Genomic DNA, 24,455 nt, shown 5'->3' on the forward strand with positions numbered 1-24,455 from the left:
GCACAATGATCGAGATCGCGAGCGTCACCCGCAGCTACGGCGCGTTCAAGGCGCTGGACGACGCCTCGCTAAGCATCCGCGAGGGCGAGTTCTTCTCGCTCCTCGGGCCGTCGGGCTGCGGCAAGACCACGCTTCTGCGGATGATCGCCGGCTTCGACACTCCGACCTCAGGCTCGATCGCCATCGACGGCCAGCCTATGAACGGCATTCCGGCCAACCGCCGCCCGATCAACATGGTGTTCCAGAGCTACGCCATCTTCCCGCACCTGAATGTCGAGCAGAATGTCGGCTACGGGCTGAAGCGGCTGCGGCTGGAAACCGGCGAGGAAAAGCGCCGCGTCGACGAGGCGCTGGCCATGGTCTCGCTCTCCGGCCTCGGCAAGCGCGGCGCCACCGAGCTTTCCGGCGGCCAGCGCCAGCGCGTCGCGCTCGCCCGCGCGCTGGTCATGCGGCCGAAAGTACTGCTGCTCGACGAGCCGCTCTCCGCGCTCGACAAGAAGCTGCGCGAGCAGATGCAGGTCGAGCTTCGCCGCCTGCAGCAGGCGGTCGGCATCACCTTCATCCTGGTCACGCACGACCAGTACGAGGCGCTGGCGATGTCCGACCGCATCGCCGTCATGTTCGGCGGCCGCATCGCCCAAATCGCCGCGCCGAAGGAGATCTACCAGCGCCCGGTCAACCGCCAGGTCGCCGATTTCCTCGGCGGCATGAACTTCGTCCAGGCCGAGATCGTCGGCGAGGATGCCGGCCAGATCTTGGTCGACACGCGCGCCCTCGGCCGGGTCAGGACCGACAAGCCGAAGCTTTTCCGGAAGAATGGCGGCTCGGCCACGCTCGGCATCCGCCCGGAGCGGCTGCGCGTCCTGTGGGACGAGGCGACCGCGAAATTCGAGGTCGCCGGCAAGGTCGTCGACCGCCGCTATTTCGGCGAGATCACGCATCTGATCGTCGAGATACCGGGGCTGGAAAAGCCGCTGTCGGTCACCGAGACCAATGATTTCGGCGCCGACGATATTCCGATCGGCGCCCCTATCCGCCTGGCCTACGACCCGGACGCGCTGGTGGCGATGGGGGAGTGAGCAGCGCCCAACCTCCCCCTTGCGGGAAGGTCGGACCGAAGGTCCGGGTGGGGGTAGAAAAGACAACGCTCGGTTCGTCGTCACCGAGTCACAAAGCGGTCATCAAGCTTCTGCCCCGTGCCTGAACGTGATGTGTCCGCGTGCACCGTCCGTCCCCCGCGGTTTCGCTACAATCTCGACGTCGCGATCGAACGCCGTCAGGAAGCCCATGAGGCGCTCGAGCGAATATTCCCGAAAGTGACCTTTGAAAAGACGGGAGACTTCCGGCTGGCTGATGCCCATGAGAGCCCCTGCCCTGGCTTGCGTCAAAGCCTGTTCATTGGTGAGCCGATACAATTCCGCGACGATCTGCGCCTTCAGAAAGTGCGCATCGGCATCCGGCAAGCCCAATTCGGCGAAGATGTTTGGATTGCCGGCATGGACCTCAACTTTCTTCGTCGTCATTGCTTGCGATCCTCGTTTTGCCTGCTTGCGTAATCGGCCTCCGCATCGCGGTATCGCCGTCTGACCAGGTCGATATCGCTCTGCGGAGTCTTGATGCCGCGCTTCGATTTCTTCTTGAAGCAGTGAAGCACGTAAACGGCCATTTCGAAGCGCGCCGTGTAAACGGCCCGGTATGTGTCGCCGTCGAAATCTTCGACCAGTTCCACCACGCCGTTGCCTATTCCTTTCAATATCTTCGCCGAGGGCGGATACTGTCCGGTTTGCGCGAGGAAGAGTTCGAACCCGAATACCTCCTGCACCTCGGCAGGAAAATCCGCGTAGTCCCTTCGGCTGGACGATACCCAAAGCAGCGGGCGTTGGCGTGCCGGTCTGACCATCTATGGCAGATTATGAGTATTTACTCATAAATCGTCAAGCCCCCTCAATACCCCGCCTTGATCTTCTCGAATTCGGCGATCATTTTCTGCTTGAGTTCGGTCGGCACTGGCGACTGGAACAGCGTCTTGTCGACGAACTTTTCAACGTCGTCATAGCCCTTTTCCGCCAGCACCTTCGGGTCGATACCGGCCATGCTCTTGGCGTTGGCGTGGCCGTAGCCCCAGTCGGTGATGAGGAAGGTCGCGACTTCAGGCGCGCTGACGGCGTTCAGATAGTCGTAAGCCTTGTCGGCGCTGCCGGGCGCATCTTTCAGCCGCACATAGCCGCAGACCCAGGTCGACAGGCCCTCGGCCGCATCGCGGTTGGACTTTATCGGCGCGCCGCCGGCCGCCGCCTGCACGGCGGCGTCGTTCCAGGCCCAGGCGAGATCGACCTCGCCGCCGCTCATCGCCTGCACGATCTCGGTGGTGTCGGCCCAGTAGAGGCGGACGTTCTTGTGGACCTCGCGCAGGAAGGCCGAGGCTTCGGCAAACTGGGCATCGGTCATCTGCGTCCAGTCCTTCAGGCCGATGGCGAGGCTCGCCAGCGCATAGGCGTCATCGACATTGTCGCCGATCGACACGCGATCCTTGAATTTCGGGTCGGCGAAGGCTTTCAGCGACTGCACGTCCTTTTCGTCGATCTTTTCGGAATTGTAGGTGAGCAGCGTATTGCCCCAGTCCCAGGGCATGAACCATGCCGTGCCGTCGGCGGTCATCACCAGATCCTTCATCGCCATGATGCCGGGATTGAGATCGTTCCAGCCCTCTATCTTCGAGGTGTCGAGCGGCTGCAGCAGCCCGGCCTCGCGCCATTTGACCACGCTCTGCGAGCACGGATGCGAAAGGTCGGCCTTGAAGCCGGCGCGGATCTTCTGAAAAGCCTCCTCCTCATCGCCGAAGAATGCGTAGGTCGGCGACTCGCCGTTCTTGGCGACATAGCCGGGATGAAATTCCGGCAGTTCGTAGCCCGACCAGTCGAAGACGATCAGGTCCTTGTCCTCGGCCAGTGCGATGGCCGGTGCCGATGTCGAAAGCGCTGCCGCCAGCGCGAGCCGTGCCGTCTTCCCGTTGAATGCCACCATCGTTCCTTCCTCCCTTTGTCGTTGTCGTCAGGCCAGCTTCTTCGGACGCTCCGCCTCCCGCGAAAAATGCTTCGGGAAGGCCGAGGCGAGATATTCCGCCGCCGCCAGGTGCGCCGTCTCCCGCGTGACGTTTTCCGCACCCATCATCAGTCGAAGCCACAGGCCCTCGAGCATGGCGCTGAGACCCAGCGCCATGGATCGCGGTTCGAAATCGTAACCGCCCTCGGCCTTCAGCGCCGCGCAGAGCTCGATGATGACATTCTGGTAGGCCTCGTCGCGGGCCCCGCACAGCGCCTGGTAGGTCGGGCGCGACTTCGCCTCGCCCCAGAAGGCGCACCAGGCCGCAAGCTTTCGCTTGTTGCAGATCGAACGGTCGAAATCGGCCGCCACCAGCATCTGCAGCTGCCGCGCCGGATCGTCGCCGGCCTTCTCCCGGGCTGCGCGCCAGTGGGCGGCGTACTCGTCGGCCATGTATTGCAGCGTGGCGACAAGCAGCTTTTCCTTGCTCTCGAAATGGAAGTTGACGATGCCGCGCGAAAGGCCGGCGCCGTCGGCGACATCGGCCATCGTCGTTTCGGAATACCCCCGCTTGGCCAGCGAATCGATCGTCGCCTCGATCAGTTGCTGGCGGCGGGTTTCCTTGGACGCCTTGCGGCCGCGCTTTTCGGTGTCGCCCTGCTCCCTTGATGCGGCCCCGCTCATCGGCAGACAGCGCTCCTGCGCACCAGGAATCCCCCTCCCCCTTGCGGGGAGGGGTTAGGGGTGGGGGTGGGCGTCATAGAGCACATCGTTTTCAGCTTTATCCGTGGTTGGCCGGCTTCCATGCGCGCAGATGAGTGGGGCGGTGCTCGCCACTGTCAAGCACCTTCTGCATGGCCTCCCAGGTGCGGATGTTCCTTGGCGCCTATGGCGAACGCCTGGCCGGAGCCTCCGTGGCCGAGCAGGTGGCATGGAAGGAGCTTCGCGCGCAGCTCGTCCGCTATGCCGGCATATTGAAGCCGATGCTTTCGCGCCGCCCCCCAGACCTCGGCGGCATGTCGCTCGCCGAGACCTCGGCTCTCGGCCTGACTGCTTTGTCGCTGAAACGACTCGGCAAGGAGGACATGCGCGACTTCCTGCGCATGCTGCTGATGAACGTCGCGGACGTGCTCGACGAGCAACTCGAAGACGATCGGCTGAAGGGACTGCTGGCCTTCGACGCGGTGCTCAGCAGCCATCTCGGGCCGCGTTCGCCGACTTCGCTGCTCGGACTTTATTATCGTCTCACGGGCGAACTCGCAGGCGCGCCGGGCGCGCAAATCGTGCCGCGGGGCGGAATGGGCCAAATCGCGGCCGCGATCGCCTCGTCCGCGGCGAAAGCCGGCGTAATCATGCGCTCCAATGCAATTGTGAACAAAATCCGCATCGAAAACGGCCGCGCCACGGGCATTGTGCTTGAAAACGCTGAGGAAATTCCGTGTGGGTTGATCGTGTCGGCGATCGATCCATCCACAACGTTCCTCGATCTCGTCGGCCCGCGTGAGCTCGACACCGGCTTTGTGCGGAAGGTGAAAAACATTAGAAATCAAGGAAATGCGGCCAAGCTGCACCTTGCGCTCGACCGCCCGCCGGAATTTTTGGGCGTGCGCGCCGAGGATCATCGCGGCAGGCTGGTCATCGCGCCGTCGGCCGACCATGTCGAACGCGCTTTCAACCCGGCGAAATATGGCGAATTCTCCACCGAACCGGTGATGGAGATCACGCTGCCGAGCCTTTCCGACCCGTCGCTTGCGCCCGACGGCGCCTGCGTTCTGTCGGCGATTATCCAATATGCGCCCTACCGCCTGAAGCAAGGCTGGGATGCCGGAAAGCCGAAATTCCTCAAAATTATCATGGACTTGCTGGAACGATACGCGCCCGGCATCGGCGCGCGCGTGCGCCACGCCGAACTGCTGACGCCGGCCGACATCGAGGCGCGCTACCGCATGCCCGGCGGCCATTGGCACCATGGCGAACTGCAGGCGGACCAGATGCTGATGTCGCGTCCGGTCTCCGGCTGGTCGGGCTACGATACGCCGGTCGACGGGCTGTTCCTCTGCGGCGCCGGTTCGCATCCGGGCGGCGGCATCTCCGGCGCGCCGGGCCTGAACGCCGCCCGGCGCATACTGGCGGCGAGGAGCTAAGCCGTGGAAAACATTCGCGAAATTCCATCACACTCGACACGCTTAGCGCAATCCCATTTCCGCACGCTGCGCCTGCCCTCGCCTTTCCAGCCGCGCATCGAGGCGCTGGCGAGGACGGAGGACTGGTACGACTGGGCCGGCTACAAGGCGCCGAACTCGCTGTGGGATTCGGAGCTCGAATATTTCGCGATCCGCAGCCAGGCCGCCCTTTTCGACATTTCGCCCATGGTCAAATACCGGATCGAGGGACCCGACGCGGAGGCATGCCTCAACCGGATCACCCTGCGCGACGTCGCCAAACTGAAGCCCGGCCGGGTCCACTACACCGCCTGGTGCGACGACGAAGGCCATGTGCTCGACGACGGCACGCTGTTCCGGCTCGGCGAGCAAAATTTCCGGCTGTGCTGCCAGGAGCGCCATCTGCCGTGGCTGCTCGACAGCGCCTGCGGCTTCGACGTGCGGATCGAGGAAGAAACCGAAGCCATTGCCGGCCTGGCGCTGCAGGGGCCGACCTCCTTCGCTGTCCTACGCGAGGCGGGCTTTGCCGGCGTCGAGCATCTGAAAGTCTTCGACCTTGCGGATTTCCTACATCAGAACGGAACCGTAACGATCTGTCGCACCGGCTTCACCGGCGATCTCGGCTACGAGCTTTTCGTGGAAACGAAGCTCGCGCTCAGCCTCTGGGATCGCCTCTGGCAGGCCGGCGAACATCGCGGCCTGCGCGCCATCGGCTATCAGGCGCTGAACCGCGCTCGCATCGAGGCCGGGCTGATAGTCGCCAATGCCGATTTCTCCACCGCCGGGCATGCACTGCGCGCCGACCGCGTGCGCATGCCCGACGAGATCGGGCTGGGCTTCATGGTCGATGCCGAAAAGGGCCATTTCAACGGCCGCACGGCTATCATCAAGGCCCGACAGAACAAGACGATGCACCATGTTCTGGTCGGGCTGGAGATCGAGGGCAACATCCCGGCCGAGCACGCCATCGTCTATCATCGGAAAAAGCGCGAGGTCGGGCTGGTCAGCGCCGCGATCTGGTCGCCGATGGCGAAGAGAAACATAGCGATTGCGGGCCTTTCGCGACCTTTCGGCGACACGATTACCGACGATCTCTGGGTCGAGATCTACGCGATGCGCGAACTGAAATACGAGCGGCTGATGAAACGCGCGAAGATCGTGCCGCGACCGTTTATCAAGCTGGACCGGCGGGCCGCCAACCCGCCGGCGGACTTTTGAGATGGTGCCGGACACGGAAACCGCCGAACAATGGGCGCTGGTCAACACACCGCTCGGAGAACCGTGGTCGGGTCGCACGCGCTACGCCGCTGCCATGTATTTCTATAAGCGCGGCGAATTGAGCGCCGAGGCGCTGGAAGTCTACCGCCTGTGCTCAAGGCGCGATTCAGAAGATCCGCTGCCGATCATCGGCGAGCGGGGAGTGGAAAGCGAGTGGCTGGAGAGGATGGAGAAACAAAAACAATAAGAGTGCGTCCTTCGAGGCTCGCTGCGCTCGCACCTCAGGATGAGGGACGTGGGTTGCTTGCACCAAAGTTCTGAAACGCACAGCAAATCAGACCGGCCGCAGGCACTTACCCTACTCGTCCTACAACTACGACGAGTTTCTCAGGACGCGGTTGTAGGCAGCAACAATCCTCATCCTGAGGTGCGAGCGCAGCGAGCCTCGAAGGACGCACCCCGCCTCACCGCTTCAACAGATCCGCCCAATCCTTGTGGCGGCGGAATTCGAGCGCCACGAACCGGCAGAGCGGCGTGATCTTCGTGCCTGAAGCGCGGGCGTCCTCGACGGCCCGCACCACCAGGCGTTCCGCCACGCCGCGCCCCCTGTATGCGGGCGGCACCCAGGTGTGGTCGATGATGATGTGATCCGGCCCGCTCTCGACATAGGTCAGTTCGGCCGGTTCGCCCTCGGGCATTTCGAGCACGTAGCGGCCCCGATGGCCGCGCTTTTCCAGCCTTATGCCCAGATCCGTCTTCTGCATCGCCGCCTCGATCTCTCCCGGACTCTCCAGACAAAAATGGCTGCTTACGACGTTGGTTCCTGCCGGAAGAATCGGATCATCCCCGGCGGGTTGCGCGACTAGCCTTTCAGCACGTCCGCCCATTCGGCATGCTTGCGGAACTGCGCGTTGGCGAAGGGGCAGAGCGGGATGATCTTCTTGCCCGCGGCGCGCATGTCCTCGACGGCACGGGTGACGAGCCTCAGCCCCGCGCCCTGCCTGCGAAACGCTTCCGGAACTTCGGTATGGTCGATGATGATCAGATGCTCTCCGGCCTTGCTGAAGGTCATCTCCGCCTCGTCGCCGGCGGCTGAGCGGATGAAATATCGTCCCTTCGAGCCGGTATCTTCCAGCCGGATTTCAGGCAGCGCGTCGGTCATGATTGCTCCTGTCTAGGTGCAAGGAACCGCCTGGCCGCTTCGATCTCGTCCGGTCGGATCTCGTGCCCGCCTTCATGCCAGTGGAGTGTGACATCGGCCCCGGCCGACCGCAAATGCGCGTCGAGCCGCGCCGTGAGGTTGGGCGGGCAGATCGGGTCGCGGCGGCCGGCGGTGATCAGGATCCGCTTTCCCTTGAGGCTGCCCTTCACCTGCGGCTCGAACGGGATCAGCGGGTGCATGAGCACCGCGGCGTCGAACAGGTCCGGCTCGAGAAAGATCGTCGAGGCGAGGATGTTCGCGCCGTTGGAATAGCCGAGGCCGAGCACCGCCGAGGGCTTTTGCGCCTCGACATGCGCCCGGACGAAGGCCGCCATGTTGCCGGTGCGCAGCGCGAGGTCGTCCATGTCGTAGACGCCCTCGCCGGTGCGCCGGAAGAACCGCGCCGCGCCATATTCCGAGACGTCGCCGCGCGGCGAGACGATCGACGCGCCGGGCAGCATCTCCTGCCCGAGCGAGACGAGCTGGTTTTCGTCGCCGCCGGTGCCATGGAACAGGAACAGCACCGGCGCGCCAGGCGCGCCGGCTATAGCCTTGTGGATGTAAGCGTCTGCGGACATGGCTGATCAGCCCTCCAGCGGCTGCAGGTGCTTTTCGAGATAATCGCGCAGATGCGCATGCTGCTTCGGCAGCTTGAGCGCCTCGCCGAGATGGGCCGTGTCCTCGTCGCGATCGAAGCCCGGCTCGTTGGTCGCGACTTCGAACAGGACGCCGCCCGGCGTCCGGAAGTAGATCGACCAGAAATAATCGCGATCGATCACCGGCGTCACCTGGTAGCCGGTGTCCATCAGCGCCTTGCGGACCTCGATCTGCTTTGCCCGGTTTTCGACCGCGAAGGCGATGTGGTGGACGGAGCCGGCGCCGAGATCGGCAAAGGGCGCACCGGGCAAGGTTTCGATGTCGATGACATCGGCGCCGTTGCCGTTCTTGATGGCCAGCCGCTTGACGTTGCCGGAAGCATCGACATCCTCGTAGCCCATGAACTTCAGCAACTCCTCTGTCGCGCCGCCGTCCCGCAGCCTGAGCGACGCCGAATGGAAGCCGCGTATGGCGTCGTCGGCGGGAATACCGGCTTCGGTCCACGGCTTGCGTGGGTCGTCCTTCGTCTCGACGAGCGCGAAGGAATCGCCGTCCGGGCCAGAGAAGGCCAGCCTCTCCTCGCCGAAGCGCGTTTCGCGCTTCACGTCCTTTACACCCTCGTCGGCGAACCGCTTTTCCCAATAGCCAAGCGTGCCCTGCGGCACCGCAAAAACGGTGGTTCCGACCTCACCCACGCCATGCCTGCCCTTGCCTATGTTCGGGAAAGGAAAGTAGGTCATGACCGAGCCCGGCGTGCCGACCTCGTCAGCGTAATAGAGATGGTAGACGTCCGGCGCGTCGAAATTGACGGTCTTCTTGACCCGGCGCAGCCCGAGCTTGCCGGTGAAGAATTCGTTGTTGCGGCGTGCATCCCTGGCCATCGACGTGACGTGGTGCAGACCCTTGATCTGGTCGAGCATGTCCGTGCTCCTTTGTTTCCTAGGCGACCTCGCCGCCTCTCGGCCCCTTATGTCGGTCGAACGACCCGTCGGGGTAGAGGCCGAAGTCAGAATGCACTGTCGTCAATTTGTGAACGAACTGCAGGCGTTCGTTCACTGCTTTCGCACTCTTGCACGCCCGCGAGATTTCCGCTCCGCCTGTCACAGGCGAGAATGAGGGAACTCAGCTTGGCACGAAAATCGAAATGCCCCAATGTCCCGCTTATCGCCTGTTACCAGTTACCAGTGCTTGCTTTGCTGAGCGAACATATGGTTGTGCGGCACGGTTGGTCACGTAGCGGATCCGACAAAGAAAACCCGCGCCGTCGCCGGCGCGGGTTTGCCACGATAAGCGTGGATGATTACTGGTTCATCATCATGCGCTGTTCGTCGCGCTTCTCGGCGAAGCTTGCCTCGTCATAGGCCGGCTGCGCGTCCAACTGCTCCTTGGTGAAGCCGGTGTAGAGATACTTGTTGCCGTCCGCGTCGGTCATGAATGCGAGATTGTCCATCGCGACTGCGACTTCCTTCTCGCCGACGCCGAGGAACCCGCCGACATCGACGATGATCGAATCGACCTTCTCACCTTCGAGCACGACATCGCCGATCTCGCCGATCATCTCGTCATTGGCGCCGTAAACGGTGGTTCCAACCAGATCTTCCGAGCGGATTTCGCCGGCCGGCATTTCCGTCAACGTGGACTTGTCGACCGCTCCCGTCATGGTCTGATCGGTGGGAGCGGCCGGGGCAGCCGGAGCTGCTGCGGTCTGCTCGTCAGCCGGAGCGGCCGGAGCCGGAGCGGTTGCAGTCTGGTCGTCAGCCGGAGCAGGCTCAATCGGAGCCGTCGCGGTCTGCTCATCCGACGGGGCAGGTTCAGCCGGGGCCGTCGCTGTCTGATCGTCAGCCGGTGCAACCGGGGCAGGAGCCGGAGCCGTCGCGGTCTGGTCGGTCGCCGGAGGCGGTTCCGTGCCGGCGATGGTCGCCGGAGCAGGCTCATAGGCGCGGCGATCGAAATCGGCCTGCGCTTCGAGCTGTTCCTTGGTGGCGGCTATGACCAGCCAGCGGTCGCCGTCCCGTTCGGCCCAGTCAACCTCGGCGTAGTTCACGGCGACATTCTTCTGGCCGAGGCCGAGGAAGCCGCCGACGCCGATGACGATGGATTCGACCTCGCCATTCGAGCCGATGACGATATCATTGACTTTGCCGATGTTCTCGGCGTCGTCGCCGGTGCCGTTGTAGACGGTTTCGCCGATCAGGTTGGTAGCCAGATGGCCGTCGGCGCGCACGACAGGCGCTTCAGCCGGGGCCTGGATGGTCGGATCCGGCGCGGCAGGCGCGGGCGCAGTGGTGTCCTGCGCATAGGCGGCCGTCGACAACAGTGCCGCGACCGCCGTGGTAGCCAGAAGATTGCGGATCATGATATGTTCTCCTTGTGCGTGAGCTTTCAATGCACTGCCGCGCCTCGGCTGCACCGTCGCAGGGAATGCCGGGCGCGGTTTCACAACGTCACAACGTCGTTACTGCGTTCTAGTTCCGAATTTCCCCGGATCCCGCCATTCCGGAAGAGGTGCGGCAGGGTCCCGTGAGCCCTGCTGTCCAAGGCGGGAACTTCGCCACGTTGAGAAAACCGGCTTTCGCTCGCCGAGCAGGCAGCTTCAGCGACGGGCGATCGGAGATTCTGGCATGCGCTTTCTTGCGGTGCTCAACCGGGACGGCGGCACCCTGCGCGGGATGAATCTCGATGCCTTTTCAGCAAAGATCGAAGAAACCTTGGCGACCGCCGGCCATATCGTAGAAATGCGCATCGTCGCGGGTGACGAAATAGTCGAGGCGCTCGACAAGGCGGCGCGCAAGCGGTCGGTCGACGTGGTGCTGGCCGGCGGCGGCGACGGAACCATCTCAGCGGCGGCCGCGGCCCTGAAGGACAGGAAGAAGGCGCTGGCCATCCTTCCGGCGGGAACCATGAACCTCTTTGCGCGCAGCCTCTGCGTGCCGCAGGCGCTGGATCAGGCTCTCGACTCGTTCGCGGACGGCGAGATCAAGTTCGTGGACGTGGCCAGCGCCAATGGCCGCGTCTTCGTCCACCAGTTCTCGATCGGCGTGCACGCCAAAATGGTGCGGCTGCGCGACAAGATGGAATTCCGCTCCCGTCTCGGGAAGATCGGCGTTTCGGTCACGGCCGCCTACGCGACCATTATGAACCCGCCGACGATGACCGTCAGCCTGACGATCGGCGACGTAGAGATCGTCACCCGCACGATCGGTATAGGCGTGACCAACAATCTGTTGGGCGAAGGCCATCTGCCCTAAGCAGACCATCCGGATGGCGGCGTGCTCGGCATCTACATCACCGTTGCCCGGCAACCTGGGGAACTGCTGCGCTTCATGCTCAACGTGGCGCGCGGCCGGTGGCGCGACAACCAGCAGGTCGAAATCCATCGGGCCGAGCGGGTAGTGCTCAAGATTCGCTCGGCCAAGGCTGGTTTCAAATGCGTGATGGACGGCGAACTGTCGGAGCTGGAACCGGAGACGGTGCTGGAGATACACCCGAAATCGCTTCGGGTGCTCGTGCCAAAGCAGTCCGGGGCAAGCTCCCCTGGCTAATTGGCCGGCGCTTGTTCATTGCCTTCAACCGTCACGCCGCCGGGCTGCTCGTTGCTCGGCGCGTCGATAGCCTCGCCCCAAATCTCCAGAATTCCCCATACCGCCATCGCCAGCGCCAGCCCGGCCACAAGGACGATAAGGACGGGAAGGCCGCGGCTTCCCTGGCGCGATTTGCCGGGCGGTATTGTCTTGGGCACGATCGTCTCCGCTGTATTGGCCTATGCCGATCAATGCCCGCGCCATGGCTTGGTTCCAGACGCATCGCCGGTAGGCCGCCGCAGATGGCGAAACCTCAATCGGCGAGATCGGGTTTCTTCGGAGTCTTGGCGCGGTTCTCACGGTAGATCGCATAGGCGGTAAGCGCGACAATCGGCGCTATCACCGTTCCAAGCCCGGCTTTGCCGCGCAAAAGCGCCGGCAAGACTGCTAGCGCGGAAGCGACCGCGACGGTCGTCAGGTCGCTTGCGCGCCGCTCCTTGGCCCGCCGCGCCTGAACCCGCGCGGTGGCGGTATGAACGATGAGGACGAGGCCGCTCAAGAGCAGAAAGATTGCGCCGATGCCGAGTGCCGCTTCGATCGCGCCGTAGCGTTGCGACGCCCATATGTAGAGTGCGCCGATAAGAAAGCCGACACCGCAAAGGGCGGCCACGCCTGCCAGCAGATAGGCGATCGCCGTTCGCCGGGCGCGGCGAACAGCAAGCGCAGTTTCGCCCGAAGCGAAACTTGCAATCAGCGATGCCAGCATGCGAACGCCCCCATCCCCGGCAGAACCATTCAACTTAACCTGATCATGGTTTAGCCGGCGCTAGCGGCGTGACAGGAGCGCAAACAGAAAACCGACGCCGGCGGCGATCGCAAGCGATGTGATCGGCTTTTCACGAACGGTCGCAATCACCTGCTCTTGGATGTCGTTGGCGTTGGCGCGGAGGCCTTCGATGGCCGCCTCGCCCTGGGTGCGCAACTGCTCGACCCCTTCGGCCGCCGCACGGCGCGCGGCGCTGTAGGAATGATCTTTGGTGGCCGCCAATTGCTCGGCGAGCTTCGCTATGTCTTCCCGCAACTGGCGGATGTCGGCTTCAAGGTTGGGGCTTGGTCCCGTTTCGCCTGTGGATTTCGAAGATCTGCCTGCTGCAGCCGCCATTGCCACACTCCTTAGCACTAATGCCGACAGAACGCCCCATGCGCAGCGAGGTTCCGTCAAGGAACGAAAGGCCATGAAAGTGCGTTTCCCGCTGCAAGTCCAGCCGGAAATCCTAGATGGCTAACCGCACCGCCAAGAAGGCGCCGATCGTCCGATTGCCGCCCAAGTCGAACGTCGAGATATTTCTGGCGCAGGCGGCGCAGGTTTCGGTCATCGTCATTGGCATTATCGCGCTGGTGTTCGCGCTGGCGACGGGGGAATACATTCTTGCGCCGATTTCGCTCGGCATCGTCATCGGCCTCATGCTGGGTCCGATCGCCGCCAGGCTCGAGCGGCACGGATTCCCGCCCGGCATTTCGGCGACTGTGGTCGTGCTGATCTTCATATTCGCCGCCTGCCTGTTCGCTCTCGCGCTGGCCGCGCCGCTGAACTTCTGGATCGGCCGCCTGCCGCAGATCTGGAGCGACCTTCAGGGGCAACTCGCGCAATTGAGGCAGCCGCTGCAAGCGCTGAACGGCATTCGCGAGCAATTGCGCAATCTGACCGGCGACGGAGGCGTGTCTGTCTCCCTCGACGAAGGCATGGGATTGGAAAGCCTGGCGACGCTGGCGCCCGCCGTCATCGCCCAGATTCTGATCTTCTTCGCCAGCCTCTATTTCTTCGTCGCGACGCGGCACCAGACACGGGTGGCGATCCTGAGTCTTTTCTTCAACCGCCGTCTACGCTGGCGCGTCGCGCATATCTTCCGCGATGTCGAAAGCCTGGTGTCGCGCTATCTGATATCGATCAGCCTTATAAACATCGCTGAAGGCTTTGCCGTCGGCGTGGGACTGTTTCTGATCGGCATTCCGTCCGCCCCACTCTGGGGCGCGCTGGCGGCGCTGGCCAATTTCGTGCCGTTTATCGGCCCGGCGGTGATGGTGGTCATCCTGTTCGCAATCGGTCTGGCCGAATTCGACACGTTCGGCGGCAGCCTGCTGCCAGTGGCAGTGTATCTCGCCATCAACATGGCCGAAGGGCAGTTCGTGACGCCGATGGTGATCGGTCGGACGATGACGCTGAACCCGCTGGTCGTGCTGCTCGCTCTCGTGTTCTGGATCTGGCTGTGGGGGCCGCTCGGCGGCTTCATAGCCATCCCGGCTCTGCTGGTCGCCTATGCGGTCGTCAGGAATGTCGTTCCCGGCCTGAATTGGGGTGACGACGCCGGCTAAGCGTCGTCGAACGACCAACCGGCGGCGCAGCGCCTAGCCCTTCTTGAACCGGCTAACGAAAGCCAGTCTCTGCTTTTCGAATTCACGGAAACCCCGCAGCGGCCGCAGCAAGGCTGCCTTCCATCCGGATCAGGACATGTCTTTTTTAAATGACAACGCACCAATTTGCGTTCATGAGTCACCCTGTTTCGAGGAGATTGCGATTGTCCGATTTGCTGTCCGGCATGAGAATTCTGGTTCTGGAGGACGAGGTTCTCATCGCCATGGATGTAGAGCAGCTTTGCCGCGACAACGGCGCCGCCGACGTCGTGGTGGCAAGGAACCTTGCCGAGATCGACGCCGACAGGGCGGCAATGGAATTTCACGCCGCCATCGTCGACGTCATGCTAGACGGCACATCCACGCTCGACTTCGCCCGGCATATCCATGAACATAACGTGCCGTTCGTCTTTGCCTCCGGCTATACCGATTTCGACGAAATCTTCGCGGCCTTTCCCGATGTGGCCGTGATCGGCAAGCCCTACTCCGGCTCCGATCTGGTCGAGGCAGTGGCGGCTGCCGCCGGCCGCCTTCGCGCCTCACGCCGCGTTTGAACCCATCACCTGCGCCGAAATCGAATCGGGGCCATAGTCGGCCTCGCCCGAGATTTTCAGTATCTCCTGCAGACGGTTGCGCGCGCGGCTGACCCTGCTCTTGATGGTGCCGACGGCGCAATTGCAGATCTCGGCGGCTTCCTCATAGGAGAAGCCGGAAGCGCCGATCAGGATGATCGCCTCGCGCTGATCCTCCGGAAGCTGCTCTAGCGCGGCGCGAAAGTCCTCGAGGTCGAGCATCCCGTGCTGGCTCGGATGCACGGCGAGGCGTTCGGTCATGATGCCGTCGCTGTCCTGGATCTCGCGCCCACGCTTGCGCATCTGCGAATAGAATTCGTTGCGCAGGATGGTGAACAGCCACGCCTTCAGATTGGTGCCCATCTGAAAGCTTTCGTGCTTGTCCCACGCCTTGACCAGCGTCTCCTGAACCAGATCGTCGGCCTTGTCCGAATTCTGCGTCAGCGACACGGCAAAGGCCCGCAGGCTCGGTATGGTGCCGAGCAGGTCGTTCTTGAACTGCGGAGTGACCACCATTCCGGTCAGGCCTTTTTCTGCGTGGGCTCGGCTTTTTCGAGCTGGCTGAGCAGTTCAGCGAAACGGTCGGGTACTTCGTCCGAAACGAGTTCGTCGTAATATTGCTTCAGTTTGCGGCCGATTTCGGAATTCGCGCCGAGCGGATCGTTTCCGCTCCGGCGAGGTTTCGCACCGACTGCACCGGTGGCTTGTTTCGTCATTTGTGATATTTCGCCCTGTCTTGCCATGGACCCCCGTTCCACCCTTTTTCTGAACAGAAGGCGGACGGCGCGGCCATCTGGCTGCCCAAATTCCGGCTATAACGGGTCCAGCTTATATAAGTTCCGCCACGCCGGAACTTTTTCGGGGTTTCGGCGTTATTGGGGTTCGGTAACAATCCGCCAGGCGGATGATGTGAGGGAACCGCATATTATGAGTTTATCTGCAACTATTGCTCCCCATTTGCCTTTTCTACGTCGTTTTTCCCGAGCTGTTTCAGGCTCCCAGCAAAGTGGTGATGCATTGGTAGCGGCGATGCTGGAGGCGTTGATCGCTGATGTAGGAATTTTTCCGGAAGCGTCCAACGAGCGCATCGCACTTTACAAGACTTTCGCCAAGCTCTTCACCTCGGTTGCGATCCGGGTGCCGCAGGAAACGCCGCACTCGGCCTGGGAACAGCGCGCCGCCGCCAATTTGACGGCGATCTCGCCCCGCCCGCGCCAAGCCTTCCTGCTGGTGGCTGTCGAAGGCTTCACGGATGAAGAGGCGGCCGAGATCCTGGACGTGTCGGAAAGCGAGTTCAGTGCGCTTCTGTCGCAAGCCAGCAACGAGATATCTCGGCAGGTCGCCACCGACATTCTCATCATCGAGGACGAACCGCTGATTGCCATGGACATCGAGGAGATGGTCGAGAGCCTGGGCCACAGGGTGGTGGGAATCGCCCGCACCCATGCCGAAGCGACGGCCATCTTCAACAAGACCAGGCCCAAAATGGTGCTGGCCGACATTCAGTTGGCCGACGGCAGTTCGGGCATCGACGCCGTCAACGAGATATTGGCGTCCGCCGCGGTACCGGTCATCTTCATCACGGCTTTCCCCGAGCGGTTGCTGACCGGCGAACGCCCGGAACCGGCTTTCCTGGTCACCAAGCCTTTCAACCCCGACATGGTGAAGGCGCTGATCAGCCAGGCGCTGTTTTTCGACCGGCAGGCCAAGGCGGCCGCTTGACGTTCCGCTGGAAGCATGTGCAAGGCCGCCGTCGGCGGCCTCTTTTTTAGGAACCAATCAACCGCCGCAGGCGTTTTTTACGAACAATCCGAAGGAGATGACCGATGCTGTATTGGGCGCTTGTTTTTCTCGTTGTCGCCATCATTGCCGGTGCGCTGGGCTTTGGCGGCATAGCCGGAACATCCGCCGGTATAGCGCAGATCCTGTTCTTCGTCTTCCTGGCGTTTCTGGTGATCTCCTTGCTGGCTGGGCTGTTCAGGCGCGCCTAGCCAAAGCCGTATGCTGGATGCCGTCCCCCTCAAACGGTTTCCAGATACCCGCCGGGCAACGTCTCCCAAAGGGACGCGGCCCGGCGGGACCTCTTGAAAATGGAACCCGTTTCGGCCTGAGCCGTTCATCCGCAGCGGGTTGAGTGGCTCATGAGTTTATCGCGGAAGAAAGATATCGAGGGGAGCGCGATGAACTGGCAGTTGGCTGACAGCAATCCGGAAATCGGGCGTAGCCTTCTGCACGCTTTGCGCAATACCGGTATTTCCGTACTCTATCAGGATCGCAAGCTTCGAGTGCTGTGGGCGCAGAACCTGCCTCCCGCTTGGTCGAGCGCCGATATTTCCGGCCGGACCGACCACGATTTCCTCCCTTCGTCCCAAGCGGAACGGCTGACCGCGGCAAAGCAGAAGGTCATCGCGACCGCGCATCCCGAGAGCCTGGAAATCAGCTTTCCGAATAGAGAGGGCGCGCGCTGGTTCACGGTCTGGATCGACGCCGACAAATCTCCTGACGGGACGGTGCAGGCCGTCGTCACCACGGCGGTCGACATTACCGAGCAGAAGCGGCGCGAGCAGACGCTGAAGAGCCTGTTGCGCGAGGTTGCGCACCGCTCGAAGAACCTCCTGGCCATCATCCAGAGCATTGCCGCGCAGACCGGGCGCTATTCCGACACGATAGACACTTTCTTGGCCCGCTTTCGCGGCCGTCTGCAATCGCTAGCCTCTTCGCAAGACCTGGTGACCTCGTCCAACTGGCGTGGCGCCGATCTTCGCGATCTCGTCCTCGGCCAGGTCGGCCGCTACAGCGCCAAGCCGCATGAGACGGTGCGCTTCGAGGGTGAAAATCCCTATCTCAACCCCAATGCGGCATTGCATATCGGATTGGCGATGCATGAGCTTGCGGTGAATTCGGTGAGCTATGGCGCGCTTGCCCGCCCCGACGGCTTCGTGACGGTCGCTGCGCATCTGACGGCCCCGCCCGAAAACAAGGATCTTGCCTTGTCCTGGTCGGAGAAGATCGGCGCAGTGGGTAATGGGAAAAAGCGTTTCGGCAGCGTGGCCCTGGAGCGGGTGGTGCCCGCATCGCTCAACGGCACCGCGACGCTGGATATATCCAACAACCAGCTGGACTACCGCCTGCTGGTGCCGCAGGGCAGTTTCGAGATCGAATAAAACCTGCCGGCAAACATGGTTAAACCGGCGTTTACCATAAAGTCGCACTTTGGCGCAGGGTCCGATGGAACCCGGCGCACGCTTCGCCGTTTCGGTGCATCGAGATCCGCGGGGAGTGTCCAATGGTGGCCGAGATACAGAGGCTGGAGAACGCCGCTCGGATAGCAATGGGCGACATCCAGGGCCCGGACCGGACGACACCGCAGCCACAACCGCTTCCCCATGCCTCGACGTCGCTGATCATCGCGGTATTGGCCGTGATCGGTGTTAGCTTCGTTGCATTCGCCCTGATCTGACTTCATCCGCCGCACCGTATTGCCTGCCGCGGTGTAATTGAGCGGCGGGCGAAGCCTTGCCGCTGAAATATCCGAACCTCAGCCCTTTCGATATTTGGGAACCATGACGCCCTGCATTTCGTTTTCCTTGCCGAGAGGAAGCCCCGCCATGGAACACATTGCCGCTCTTCTGTTGGTTATCGGATGCTCGCAAGACTTGCAGCAGTGCCAGGAACTCCCTGCCCCCGTTCCGCTTTATGAAACAGTCGAGGAATGCGAGGCCGAGGTTGCTCCCACATTGAGCGTCCTCACCGGCCAGCGGCCGAAAATCTTCGTCCAGTGCGTGACCGTCGACCCGGCGCTCGCGGAGGAAGACGCCGTACTGGTGTGGGACGTGCTACCCGACGGTACGTTGCACGCCTCCCTTGACGCGCCTGATCTTATGGTTGCATCTACTGAGGACCGCCGCGAAAAAGACTCTCTTGACCAAGAATGATTTCGGACGGGAAACCAGTTTTTGATCGTGCAAGTCACCGATTGCGTGACGAAAAGTGAGGAGTGACCATATATGAGGAACGTCATTTTTGCTGTCGCCGCGATGATTGCGGTGACGGGTTGCACCACTGCGGAGCAGGACGCGACGGTGGGCGGCCTTGGGGGCGCAGCGATCGGCGCACTGGCGACCGGCGACGCAGGTGGCGCGATTGTCGGCGGCGTGGTCGGCGCTGCTTCCGGCGTGCTGATCGGCAAGGCGACCCGCACGGGCTGGTGCCGCTACCGCGACCGCAATGGGCGCATCTACGAGGCCCGCTGCCGCTAAATTTACGGTTCTCCTAATTGAAGAAGCCGCTGGCCATATGATGGCCGGCGGCTTTTTCTTTTTCAGGCGGCGATCGCCATGGCGCCCGGGCCGGGGATCGCCCCCGGCGGGCACCTGCCGAGGATGATCATCCCAAGCACTTCGTCCTTGGTCACATCCCCGGTGCGGGCCGTGCCGACCACCTGGCCGTTTTTCATCACGCAGACGCGGTCGGCGAGATCGAACACGTCGTGTATGTCGTGGCTGATCAGGAAGATGCCGATGCCTTCGGACTTGAGCTGCTTCACCAGTTCGCCGACCTGTGCGGTCTCCTGCGGCCCGAGCGCAGCGGTCGGCTCGTCCATGATCAGGATGCGGGCGTTGAACAGGATCGCGCGTGCGATGGCAACGGATTGGCGCTGGCCGCCCGACAGTTTGCTGACCGGATCCTTGAAGCGCTGGAAACGCGGATTGAGCCTGCCCATCACCTTCCGGGCTTCGGATTCCATCGCCGAATCGTCGAGCGTGCCCCAGGGCGTGCGCAATTCGCGGCCGAGGAACAGATTGGCGGCAGCGTCGACATTGTCGGCCAGCGCCAGCGTCTGGTAAATCGTCTCGATGCCATATTTCTTGGCGTCGCGCGGGTTGGCGATCGTGGCCTCCTCGCCATTGACGTAGATCACGCCGGCATCGCGCTTGTAGGCGCCCGACAGGATCTTGATCAGCGTCGACTTGCCGGCGCCGTTGTGGCCGAGAAGCGCCATCACCTCGCCAGGGTAGAGATCGACCGATGCGTCGTCGACGGCGCGGATGCCGCCGAATGCAATCGACATGTTCTTCATCTCGACGAGCGGCGTGCCTGCGGGTTCCATACTCGTGCTCCCTAAATGATGCGCTTGCGGTAGAGCGTGTCGAGCCAGACGGCCACGACCAGCACCACGCCGACGACGATGTTCTGCAGCGGCGTGTCGACGCCGAGCAGCACCATGCCCGACTGCAGTGACTGCATCAAAAGGGCGCCGAGCATGGCCCCCGCAATCGTGCCGGCGCCGCCGGCGAGCGAGGTGCCGCCGATGACGGCCGCGGCGATCACCAGAAGCTCGTCAAGCGTGCCCAGCGAATTGGTCGCGGCGTTGAGCCGCGCGGTCGAGATGCTGGCGCCGATGGCGGCGAGCACCCCCATCAGCATGAATATTTTCATGATCACCCAGCGCGTGTTGATGCCGGCGAGTTCGGCGGCTTCCGGATTGCCGCCGATGGCGAATACGTAGCGGCCGAAGCGGGTGCGGGTCGCGATGAAAGTCATGACGATGCCGGCGGCGACGGCGATCAGCACCGGTATGGCGATGCCGTGGGCGATGAACAGGCCGCCTTCGGGAAGTTCGATGTTGTTGGTCTCGGCATAGCGCCTGACGATGCCGATCGGCCAGGGGTAGGAATTGGCGATCCAGACAGCGCCGAGGATCGCCGCGCAGGCGACCGTGCCGATGAAGCCTTCGGCCCAGACCGGTCGCAGCGGGAAGCGGAAGCGCTTGCGTCGCGAACGGGCGACGAGGAGCAGGAGCACGAAGGCCACGCAGGCGACAATGCCGACCGCCCAGCTCGCCGTAGCGCCGATCGACCCCTGCGGTCCGCCGCCGATCAGCCTGAACGTCGCGTCCATCGGCGCCACCGTGCGGCCACTGGTGACCCACCAGGCCGCGCCGCGCCACACAAGAAGCCCGCCCAGCGTGACGATGAAGGCGGGGATGCCGAGATAAGCAATCAGGAAGCCCTGGAAACCGCCTATGGCGAGGCCGACCAGCAGGCCCGAAATGAGCGCCAGGACCCAGATCGACGGGCTGCCCAGCGGAATGCCCATGATCTGCGGCAGGAACTCTGCCTGGACGACGCCCATGATCATGCCGATCAGCCCGAGCGCCGAACCGATCGACAGGTCGATGTTGCGCGTGACGATGACCAGCACCATGCCCGTGGCCATCACCGCGATGGACGAGGACTGGACCGACAGGTTCCACAGATTGCGCGGCGTCAGGAAAAGGCCGCCGGAGAGGAAGTGGAACCCGACCCAAATGATCAGCAGCGCGCCGATCATGCCCAGCATGCGCGTGTCGAGTTCGGTCGCCCTGAGGAAGCGGGCGACGGGCCCAAGCTCGGACGCGCGGGCGCGGTCCGCCGGCGCAGTAGAGGTCACCTCGGTCATGACGTTCCTCCCGCCGGCAGCCGTCTCGCGCGGATCGCCGGACATTTTCAGCTTAACGAAACGCCGCGGTTTTCGTCAAACCGCGGCGTCGGCTTGTTTGGTCGAAGGTCAGTCGCAGGCCGGCACCGTACCGGCGCCGACACCCTGGCAGACCACTTCCTTGGTGACCCAACCCGCGTCGATGACGACGTTCAGGTTCTCCTTGGTGATGGCGACGGGCGCGAGGAACACCGAGTTCATCTCGACGCCGGCGGGGCCGCCGCTGAACTTGACGACATTCGGGATCGCATCCATGGCCGTGCCCTCGGCAAGCTGCGAGGCGATTTCAGCCGCGGCCTTGCCGAGTTCGCGCGAGTCCTTCCAGACCGAGACAGTCTGAGTGCCGAGCGCGATGCGGTTCAGCGCAGCGTGGTCGCCGTCCTGGCCCGAAACCGGCGCTGTGCCGGCCAGGCCCTGCGCCGAAAGCGCGGCAACGACGCCGCCGGCAGTGCCGTCATTGGAGGCGACGACCGCGTCGACCTTGTTGTCGTTAGCGGTCAGGAACTGCTCCATGTTCTTCTGCGCGTTGGCGGGCAGCCAGCCGTCGGTGTAGGCCTCGCCGACATTCTTGATCTTGCCGGCGTCGATCGCTTCCTTGAGCACTTCCATCTGGCCGGAAAACAGGAAATCGGCGTTCGGGTCGGCGCCCGAACCCTTGATGAAGACGTAGTTGCCTTCCGGCTGCACCTTGAACACTTCCCTCGCCTGGAGGCGGCCGACTTCCTTGTTGTCGAAGGTCAGGTAGAAAGCGTCCTTGTTTTCGATCAGCCGATCGTAGCCGACCACCGGAATGCCCTCGGCGACAGCCTTCTCGACGGCAGGGGCAATCGCGCTCGAATCCTGCGCCAGGATGATCAGCGCGTTGGCGCCCTGGCTGATCAAGCTTTCGACGTCGGTGAGCTGCTTGCTCGGATTGGATTGCGCATCGGCCGAGATGTATTTGTCGCCGGCTGCCTCGAGCGCAGCCTTGATCGCTGCCTCGTCCGTCTTCCAGCGCTCTTCCTGGAAATTGGACCAGGATACGCCGATGATCTTGTCCTTCGCCTCGGCGACCGCCGCCAGCGATACGGTCATTGCCACTCCCGCCAGAATGGCGGTTGTAAATTTTTTCATGATTTCCTCCCTGCGCGCCCGGGGGCGCAATGAACTCCGTTTGAAGCTCTTTTTTTCGAGCCTCGAAAAAAAGAATGACGTATGCGGCGACTTCTGTCAATATTCCTGCGGCGCTGTTGACGGTCTCCATGCTGAAAGGGAAGGTCCGCTGGGGCAGCCGCGGGAGGAATGCTGAAAGATGTCGGTCGGAATCCGCCATGACGATTTGCGCAAGCGCAATCGCGCAATGGTCATCACGGCCGTGCGCCGCGCCTTCCAGCCGTCACGCACCGAAATTGCACGCGCCACCGGCCTCAGCCACTCCACAATCTCGGCGATCTCGTCCGATCTGATCGAGGAGGGAATCCTCGCCGAGACCAAGGGCGGCGAGGCAGTTTCGCTGAAGCGCGGACGGCCGCAGGTGGCGCTGGCGCTGAAGCCGGAAGCGGCAGCCGTTGTCACCATCGTCCTGGCGCTGAATTTCCTTTCCGTTGCCGTCGTCGATTATGCCGGGCAGACGGTCACAAGCGAGCAGCGCAAGCTTTCCACACTGACCCTGCCCGAGGAAGAATTGATCGGCGAATGCCTGGCCATGGTGCGGCGGCGGCTCGGCGAGGCGGGCGGCAGGCGCATCATGCGCATGGTGCTTGCTGTCCAGGGCACAACGGACGCCGGGAGGCGCACAATGCTATGGTCGCCGATCACCCCCCATTCCGGCATCGCTTTCGCAGACCGCCTCGAAGGCGCGTTCAACATTCCGGTGACCGTCGAGAACGACTGCAACATGATCGCCGAGGCGCTGAAATGGCGCGATCCCGAGCGCTACCGGAACGATTTCATCGCCATACTGCTTTCGCACGGCATCGGCATGGGACTGGTGCTGAAGGGCGAGCTTTTCACCGGCACGCAATCCTCAGGCGGCGAGTTCGGCCACATGATCCACCGTCCCGACGGCGCACTTTGCCGCTGCGGACGCCGCGGCTGTGTCGAGGCCTATGCTGGGAATTACGCGATATGGCGCGCCGCCCGGCAATCGAGCGAAGACGAGGAGCCGGTGGCCGACATCAGCGACGCCGACATGAAGGCGCTGGCCGCAACTGCCCGCGCCAAGGACGGGCCCGAGCGCGAGGCGTTCCGTAGGGCCGGCGAGGCGATCGGCTTCGGCCTCGGCAGCCTGTTCGCGCTCATCGATCCCGCTCCGGTGGCGATGGTCGGCATCGGCGCCGCCGCTTTCGACTTGATCGAGCCGCATCTGCGCGAGGCGATCGCCAGGACCGCAGGCGGCCAGCATTCAGGCGCTATCTCCTTCGCGGTCGAGCCGGACGAGGTGCCGCTGATCCGCGAAGGCTGCGCCATGGCCACACTCACCTTCATCGACCAGGAAGTCTTCGCCGCCGGCGCGCCGGCCGAAGCGCCGCTGCAGAACCGCGAACTGGCGTAAGGCGCTATTCCTCGCGGATGGCGTAGCCGGCGCCGCGAATGGTGCGGATGACGTCCGGCATGCGGCCGTTGTTGACCGCCTTGCGCAGCCGTCCGACATGCACGTCGACGGTGCGCTCGTCGATATAGATCGTCTCGCCCCAGACATTGTCGAGCAACTGCCCGCGCGAGAACACCCGGCCAGGATGGCGCATCATGAATTCCAGCAGCCGGAATTCGGTCGGCCCGAGCTTGACCTCGCTCTTCTTGCGATAGACCCGGTGCGCCTCGCGGTCGAGCACGATGTCGCCGACCTTGAGCACGCTGGACAGCACTTCCGGCTTTGCCCGCCGCAGCAGCGCCTTGACCCGCGCCATGAATTCGGGCGTCGAGAACGGCTTGACCAGATAGTCGTCGGCGCCGGTGGCGAGACCCCTGACACGGTCGCTCTCCTCGCCGCGGGCGGTGAGCATGATGATCGGCAGGCGCTCGGTTTCCGGCCGCATCCTTAGCCGGCGGCACAATTCGATGCCCGAAAGCGCCGGCAGCATCCAGTCCAGCACAAGGAGGTCGGGCACGTTCTCCTGCAGCCTTATCTCGGCCTCGTCGCCGCGCGCCACAATCTCGACTTGATAGCCTTCGGATTCCAGATTGTAGCGCAGGAGCACGCCCAGCGGCTCCTCGTCTTCGACAACCATGATTTTCGGAGCGATCATCGATGAATCCCAATGACGATAGC

The 24,455-nt window shown here is 63.1% G+C and carries 33 protein-coding genes; 15 read left to right on the forward strand and 18 right to left on the reverse strand.

Annotation, left to right across the window (positions count from 1 at the left end; genetic code table 11):
* Positions 1-5 precede the first annotated feature (5 nt).
* Positions 6-1,079, forward strand: coding sequence for an ABC transporter ATP-binding protein (locus G6N73_RS11775; RefSeq protein WP_165027897.1), 1,074 nt, complete (start codon positions 6-8; stop codon positions 1,077-1,079).
* A 102-nt stretch (positions 1,080-1,181) separates the two neighbouring features.
* On the opposite strand, the gene G6N73_RS11780 is transcribed toward G6N73_RS11775, so the two are convergent.
* From G6N73_RS11780 to betI, 4 genes are read right to left on the reverse strand one after another with little or no spacing between them, the layout of a single operon-like run.
* Entirely contained in the window at positions 1,182-1,523 is a 342-nt protein-coding gene (locus G6N73_RS11780) for a helix-turn-helix domain-containing protein (RefSeq protein ID WP_165027757.1), read from the reverse strand.
* A complete protein-coding gene (locus G6N73_RS11785; protein ID WP_165027758.1) occupies positions 1,520-1,900 on the reverse strand; it encodes a type II toxin-antitoxin system RelE/ParE family toxin in 381 nt (126 codons plus the stop codon). Before G6N73_RS11785 ends, G6N73_RS11780 begins: the two co-directional genes overlap by 4 nt.
* Positions 1,901-1,944: 44 nt before the next feature.
* Positions 1,945-3,024, reverse strand: a complete 1,080-nt coding sequence (locus G6N73_RS11790) for a substrate-binding domain-containing protein (protein WP_165027759.1) — start codon at positions 3,022-3,024, stop codon at positions 1,945-1,947.
* Between the two features lie 27 nt (positions 3,025-3,051).
* Entirely contained in the window at positions 3,052-3,726 is a 675-nt protein-coding gene (gene betI / locus G6N73_RS11795) for a transcriptional regulator BetI (protein WP_165027760.1), read from the reverse strand.
* Positions 3,727-3,896: 170 nt separating this feature from the next.
* Here betI and G6N73_RS11805 point away from each other — a divergent pair, with 170 nt between their 5' ends.
* The 3 genes from G6N73_RS11805 to G6N73_RS11815 are packed head-to-tail and all read left to right on the forward strand — an operon-like array spanning position 3,897 to position 6,669.
* Positions 3,897-5,186, forward strand: a complete 1,290-nt coding sequence (locus G6N73_RS11805) for a phytoene desaturase family protein (protein ID WP_246251941.1) — start codon at positions 3,897-3,899, stop codon at positions 5,184-5,186.
* Between the two features lie 12 nt (positions 5,187-5,198).
* Complete coding sequence (locus G6N73_RS11810) at positions 5,199-6,422, forward strand: aminomethyl transferase family protein (RefSeq protein ID WP_425484076.1); 1,224 nt, start codon at positions 5,199-5,201, stop codon at positions 6,420-6,422.
* A gap of 1 nt (position 6,423) precedes the next feature.
* Positions 6,424-6,669 carry a hypothetical protein gene (locus G6N73_RS11815; RefSeq protein ID WP_165027762.1) on the forward strand — a complete coding sequence of 82 codons (246 nt, stop codon included), beginning with the start codon at positions 6,424-6,426 and terminating at the stop codon, positions 6,667-6,669.
* 217 nt (positions 6,670-6,886) lie between these two features.
* Here G6N73_RS11815 and G6N73_RS11820 read toward each other — a convergent pair whose 3' ends face one another.
* The 5 genes from G6N73_RS11820 to G6N73_RS11840 all read right to left on the reverse strand — a co-directional run bounded on the left by G6N73_RS11820 (position 6,887) and on the right by G6N73_RS11840 (position 10,576).
* Positions 6,887-7,186 (reverse strand): GNAT family N-acetyltransferase, encoded by a 300-nt coding sequence (locus G6N73_RS11820; protein WP_165027763.1) that lies wholly within the window; start codon positions 7,184-7,186, stop codon positions 6,887-6,889.
* 98 nt (positions 7,187-7,284) lie between these two features.
* Positions 7,285-7,584, reverse strand: a complete 300-nt coding sequence (locus G6N73_RS11825; protein WP_165027765.1) for a GNAT family N-acetyltransferase — start codon at positions 7,582-7,584, stop codon at positions 7,285-7,287.
* Positions 7,581-8,201, reverse strand: a complete 621-nt coding sequence (locus tag G6N73_RS11830) for an alpha/beta hydrolase (protein ID WP_165027766.1) — start codon at positions 8,199-8,201, stop codon at positions 7,581-7,583. Before G6N73_RS11830 ends, G6N73_RS11825 begins: the two co-directional genes overlap by 4 nt.
* Positions 8,202-8,207: 6 nt before the next feature.
* Positions 8,208-9,140, reverse strand: coding sequence for a VOC family protein (locus G6N73_RS11835; RefSeq protein ID WP_165027768.1), 933 nt, complete (start codon positions 9,138-9,140; stop codon positions 8,208-8,210).
* Positions 9,141-9,520: 380 nt separating this feature from the next.
* Positions 9,521-10,576, reverse strand: a complete 1,056-nt coding sequence (locus G6N73_RS11840) for a PRC-barrel domain-containing protein (protein WP_165027769.1) — start codon at positions 10,574-10,576, stop codon at positions 9,521-9,523.
* 265 nt (positions 10,577-10,841) lie between these two features.
* Here G6N73_RS11840 and G6N73_RS11845 point away from each other — a divergent pair, with 265 nt between their 5' ends.
* Both G6N73_RS11845 and G6N73_RS38260 read left to right on the forward strand, forming a co-directional pair.
* The gene (locus G6N73_RS11845; protein ID WP_343044602.1) at positions 10,842-11,468 is read left to right on the forward strand and encodes a diacylglycerol/lipid kinase family protein; all 627 of its coding nucleotides are present in this window, start codon (positions 10,842-10,844) and stop codon (positions 11,466-11,468) included.
* A gap of 21 nt (positions 11,469-11,489) precedes the next feature.
* Positions 11,490-11,762, forward strand: a complete 273-nt coding sequence (locus tag G6N73_RS38260) for a diacylglycerol kinase family protein (RefSeq protein ID WP_343044603.1) — start codon at positions 11,490-11,492, stop codon at positions 11,760-11,762.
* Here G6N73_RS38260 and G6N73_RS11850 read toward each other — a convergent pair.
* The 3 genes from G6N73_RS11850 to G6N73_RS11860 all read right to left on the reverse strand — a co-directional run bounded on the left by G6N73_RS11850 (position 11,759) and on the right by G6N73_RS11860 (position 12,903).
* Positions 11,759-11,959, reverse strand: a complete 201-nt coding sequence (locus G6N73_RS11850) for a hypothetical protein (protein ID WP_165027770.1) — start codon at positions 11,957-11,959, stop codon at positions 11,759-11,761. The two genes, G6N73_RS38260 and G6N73_RS11850, sit on opposite strands and share 4 nt — an antisense overlap.
* A gap of 95 nt (positions 11,960-12,054) precedes the next feature.
* On the reverse strand, positions 12,055-12,507 hold the full coding sequence (locus G6N73_RS11855) for a hypothetical protein (RefSeq protein WP_165027772.1): 453 nt from the start codon (positions 12,505-12,507) through the stop codon (positions 12,055-12,057).
* A gap of 60 nt (positions 12,508-12,567) precedes the next feature.
* Positions 12,568-12,903 (reverse strand): ElaB/YgaM/YqjD family protein, encoded by a 336-nt coding sequence (locus G6N73_RS11860; RefSeq protein WP_165027773.1) that lies wholly within the window; start codon positions 12,901-12,903, stop codon positions 12,568-12,570.
* A 116-nt stretch (positions 12,904-13,019) separates the two neighbouring features.
* On the opposite strand from G6N73_RS11860, the gene G6N73_RS11865 reads away from it, so the two are divergent.
* A complete protein-coding gene (locus G6N73_RS11865) occupies positions 13,020-14,114 on the forward strand; it encodes an AI-2E family transporter (protein ID WP_165027775.1) in 1,095 nt (364 codons plus the stop codon).
* Positions 14,115-14,317: 203 nt separating this feature from the next.
* Complete coding sequence (locus G6N73_RS11870; RefSeq protein ID WP_246251944.1) at positions 14,318-14,707, forward strand: response regulator; 390 nt, start codon at positions 14,318-14,320, stop codon at positions 14,705-14,707.
* Here the strand turns inward: G6N73_RS11870 and G6N73_RS11875 are convergent.
* Both G6N73_RS11875 and G6N73_RS11880 read right to left on the reverse strand, forming a co-directional pair.
* Positions 14,693-15,241, reverse strand: coding sequence for an RNA polymerase sigma factor (locus tag G6N73_RS11875; RefSeq protein WP_165027776.1), 549 nt, complete (start codon positions 15,239-15,241; stop codon positions 14,693-14,695). The two genes, G6N73_RS11870 and G6N73_RS11875, sit on opposite strands and share 15 nt — an antisense overlap.
* Before the next feature lie 5 nt (positions 15,242-15,246).
* A complete protein-coding gene (locus G6N73_RS11880; RefSeq protein WP_206078816.1) occupies positions 15,247-15,441 on the reverse strand; it encodes a NepR family anti-sigma factor in 195 nt (64 codons plus the stop codon).
* Between the two features lie 211 nt (positions 15,442-15,652).
* Here G6N73_RS11880 and G6N73_RS11885 point away from each other — a divergent pair, with 211 nt between their 5' ends.
* From G6N73_RS11885 to G6N73_RS11910, 6 genes are all read left to right on the forward strand, one after another.
* Positions 15,653-16,447, forward strand: coding sequence for a response regulator (locus G6N73_RS11885; protein WP_165027903.1), 795 nt, complete (start codon positions 15,653-15,655; stop codon positions 16,445-16,447).
* 104 nt (positions 16,448-16,551) lie between these two features.
* Positions 16,552-16,716 (forward strand): DUF1328 domain-containing protein, encoded by a 165-nt coding sequence (locus G6N73_RS11890; protein ID WP_121583648.1) that lies wholly within the window; start codon positions 16,552-16,554, stop codon positions 16,714-16,716.
* Positions 16,717-16,905: 189 nt separating this feature from the next.
* Entirely contained in the window at positions 16,906-17,889 is a 984-nt protein-coding gene (locus G6N73_RS11895) for a PAS domain-containing sensor histidine kinase (protein WP_165027778.1), read from the forward strand.
* A gap of 122 nt (positions 17,890-18,011) precedes the next feature.
* A complete protein-coding gene (locus G6N73_RS11900) occupies positions 18,012-18,185 on the forward strand; it encodes a hypothetical protein (RefSeq protein WP_165027780.1) in 174 nt (57 codons plus the stop codon).
* 148 nt (positions 18,186-18,333) lie between these two features.
* Positions 18,334-18,660: a hypothetical protein gene (locus G6N73_RS11905; protein ID WP_165027781.1), complete on the forward strand. Its 327-nt coding sequence runs from the start codon at positions 18,334-18,336 to the stop codon at positions 18,658-18,660.
* A 72-nt stretch (positions 18,661-18,732) separates the two neighbouring features.
* Positions 18,733-18,984, forward strand: coding sequence for a hypothetical protein (locus G6N73_RS11910; protein WP_165027783.1), 252 nt, complete (start codon positions 18,733-18,735; stop codon positions 18,982-18,984).
* A 62-nt stretch (positions 18,985-19,046) separates the two neighbouring features.
* Here G6N73_RS11910 and G6N73_RS11915 read toward each other — a convergent pair whose 3' ends face one another.
* The 3 genes from G6N73_RS11915 to xylF all read right to left on the reverse strand — a co-directional run bounded on the left by G6N73_RS11915 (position 19,047) and on the right by xylF (position 22,318).
* Complete coding sequence (locus G6N73_RS11915) at positions 19,047-19,835, reverse strand: ATP-binding cassette domain-containing protein (RefSeq protein WP_165027784.1); 789 nt, start codon at positions 19,833-19,835, stop codon at positions 19,047-19,049.
* A gap of 11 nt (positions 19,836-19,846) precedes the next feature.
* Positions 19,847-21,166 (reverse strand): sugar ABC transporter permease, encoded by a 1,320-nt coding sequence (locus G6N73_RS11920; RefSeq protein WP_165027786.1) that lies wholly within the window; start codon positions 21,164-21,166, stop codon positions 19,847-19,849.
* A gap of 108 nt (positions 21,167-21,274) precedes the next feature.
* On the reverse strand, positions 21,275-22,318 hold the full coding sequence (gene xylF, locus G6N73_RS11925) for a D-xylose ABC transporter substrate-binding protein (RefSeq protein ID WP_165027787.1): 1,044 nt from the start codon (positions 22,316-22,318) through the stop codon (positions 21,275-21,277).
* Between the two features lie 178 nt (positions 22,319-22,496).
* On the opposite strand from xylF, the gene G6N73_RS11930 reads away from it, so the two are divergent.
* The gene (locus G6N73_RS11930; RefSeq protein ID WP_165027788.1) at positions 22,497-23,738 is read left to right on the forward strand and encodes an ROK family protein; all 1,242 of its coding nucleotides are present in this window, start codon (positions 22,497-22,499) and stop codon (positions 23,736-23,738) included.
* Positions 23,739-23,742: 4 nt separating this feature from the next.
* Here G6N73_RS11930 and phoB read toward each other — a convergent pair whose 3' ends face one another.
* The gene (gene phoB, locus G6N73_RS11935; RefSeq protein WP_008834931.1) at positions 23,743-24,432 is read right to left on the reverse strand and encodes a phosphate regulon transcriptional regulator PhoB; all 690 of its coding nucleotides are present in this window, start codon (positions 24,430-24,432) and stop codon (positions 23,743-23,745) included.
* Positions 24,433-24,455 lie beyond the last annotated feature (23 nt).

The sequence above is a fragment of the Allomesorhizobium camelthorni genome, assembly GCF_011045125.1.
Classification (GTDB): domain Bacteria; phylum Pseudomonadota; class Alphaproteobacteria; order Rhizobiales; family Rhizobiaceae; genus Allomesorhizobium; species Allomesorhizobium camelthorni.

Coding starts and splice junctions, on each gene's coding strand:
- G6N73_RS11775 (WP_165027897.1), top strand. CDS start 6: ATGATCGAGATCGCGAGCGTCACCCGCAGCTACGGCGCGTTCAAGGCG.
- G6N73_RS11780 (WP_165027757.1), bottom strand. CDS start 1,523: ATGACGACGAAGAAAGTTGAGGTCCATGCCGGCAATCCAAACATCTTC.
- G6N73_RS11785 (WP_165027758.1), bottom strand. CDS start 1,900: ATGGTCAGACCGGCACGCCAACGCCCGCTGCTTTGGGTATCGTCCAGC.
- G6N73_RS11790 (WP_165027759.1), bottom strand. CDS start 3,024: ATGGTGGCATTCAACGGGAAGACGGCACGGCTCGCGCTGGCGGCAGCG.
- betI (WP_165027760.1), bottom strand. CDS start 3,726: ATGAGCGGGGCCGCATCAAGGGAGCAGGGCGACACCGAAAAGCGCGGC.
- G6N73_RS11805 (WP_246251941.1), top strand. CDS start 3,897: ATGGCCTCCCAGGTGCGGATGTTCCTTGGCGCCTATGGCGAACGCCTG.
- G6N73_RS11815 (WP_165027762.1), top strand. CDS start 6,424: ATGGTGCCGGACACGGAAACCGCCGAACAATGGGCGCTGGTCAACACA.
- G6N73_RS11820 (WP_165027763.1), bottom strand. CDS start 7,186: ATGCAGAAGACGGATCTGGGCATAAGGCTGGAAAAGCGCGGCCATCGG.
- G6N73_RS11825 (WP_165027765.1), bottom strand. CDS start 7,584: ATGACCGACGCGCTGCCTGAAATCCGGCTGGAAGATACCGGCTCGAAG.
- G6N73_RS11830 (WP_165027766.1), bottom strand. CDS start 8,201: ATGTCCGCAGACGCTTACATCCACAAGGCTATAGCCGGCGCGCCTGGC.
- G6N73_RS11835 (WP_165027768.1), bottom strand. CDS start 9,140: ATGCTCGACCAGATCAAGGGTCTGCACCACGTCACGTCGATGGCCAGG.
- G6N73_RS11840 (WP_165027769.1), bottom strand. CDS start 10,576: ATGATCCGCAATCTTCTGGCTACCACGGCGGTCGCGGCACTGTTGTCG.
- G6N73_RS11845 (WP_343044602.1), top strand. CDS start 10,842: ATGCGCTTTCTTGCGGTGCTCAACCGGGACGGCGGCACCCTGCGCGGG.
- G6N73_RS11855 (WP_165027772.1), bottom strand. CDS start 12,507: ATGCTGGCATCGCTGATTGCAAGTTTCGCTTCGGGCGAAACTGCGCTT.
- G6N73_RS11860 (WP_165027773.1), bottom strand. CDS start 12,903: ATGGCGGCTGCAGCAGGCAGATCTTCGAAATCCACAGGCGAAACGGGA.
- G6N73_RS11865 (WP_165027775.1), top strand. CDS start 13,020: ATGGCTAACCGCACCGCCAAGAAGGCGCCGATCGTCCGATTGCCGCCC.
- G6N73_RS11875 (WP_165027776.1), bottom strand. CDS start 15,241: ATGGTGGTCACTCCGCAGTTCAAGAACGACCTGCTCGGCACCATACCG.
- G6N73_RS11880 (WP_206078816.1), bottom strand. CDS start 15,441: ATGACGAAACAAGCCACCGGTGCAGTCGGTGCGAAACCTCGCCGGAGC.
- G6N73_RS11885 (WP_165027903.1), top strand. CDS start 15,653: ATGAGTTTATCTGCAACTATTGCTCCCCATTTGCCTTTTCTACGTCGT.
- G6N73_RS11890 (WP_121583648.1), top strand. CDS start 16,552: ATGCTGTATTGGGCGCTTGTTTTTCTCGTTGTCGCCATCATTGCCGGT.
- G6N73_RS11895 (WP_165027778.1), top strand. CDS start 16,906: ATGAACTGGCAGTTGGCTGACAGCAATCCGGAAATCGGGCGTAGCCTT.
- G6N73_RS11900 (WP_165027780.1), top strand. CDS start 18,012: ATGGTGGCCGAGATACAGAGGCTGGAGAACGCCGCTCGGATAGCAATG.
- G6N73_RS11905 (WP_165027781.1), top strand. CDS start 18,334: ATGGAACACATTGCCGCTCTTCTGTTGGTTATCGGATGCTCGCAAGAC.
- G6N73_RS11910 (WP_165027783.1), top strand. CDS start 18,733: ATGAGGAACGTCATTTTTGCTGTCGCCGCGATGATTGCGGTGACGGGT.
- G6N73_RS11915 (WP_165027784.1), bottom strand. CDS start 19,835: ATGGAACCCGCAGGCACGCCGCTCGTCGAGATGAAGAACATGTCGATT.
- G6N73_RS11920 (WP_165027786.1), bottom strand. CDS start 21,166: ATGACCGAGGTGACCTCTACTGCGCCGGCGGACCGCGCCCGCGCGTCC.
- xylF (WP_165027787.1), bottom strand. CDS start 22,318: ATGAAAAAATTTACAACCGCCATTCTGGCGGGAGTGGCAATGACCGTA.
- G6N73_RS11930 (WP_165027788.1), top strand. CDS start 22,497: ATGTCGGTCGGAATCCGCCATGACGATTTGCGCAAGCGCAATCGCGCA.
- phoB (WP_008834931.1), bottom strand. CDS start 24,432: ATGATCGCTCCGAAAATCATGGTTGTCGAAGACGAGGAGCCGCTGGGC.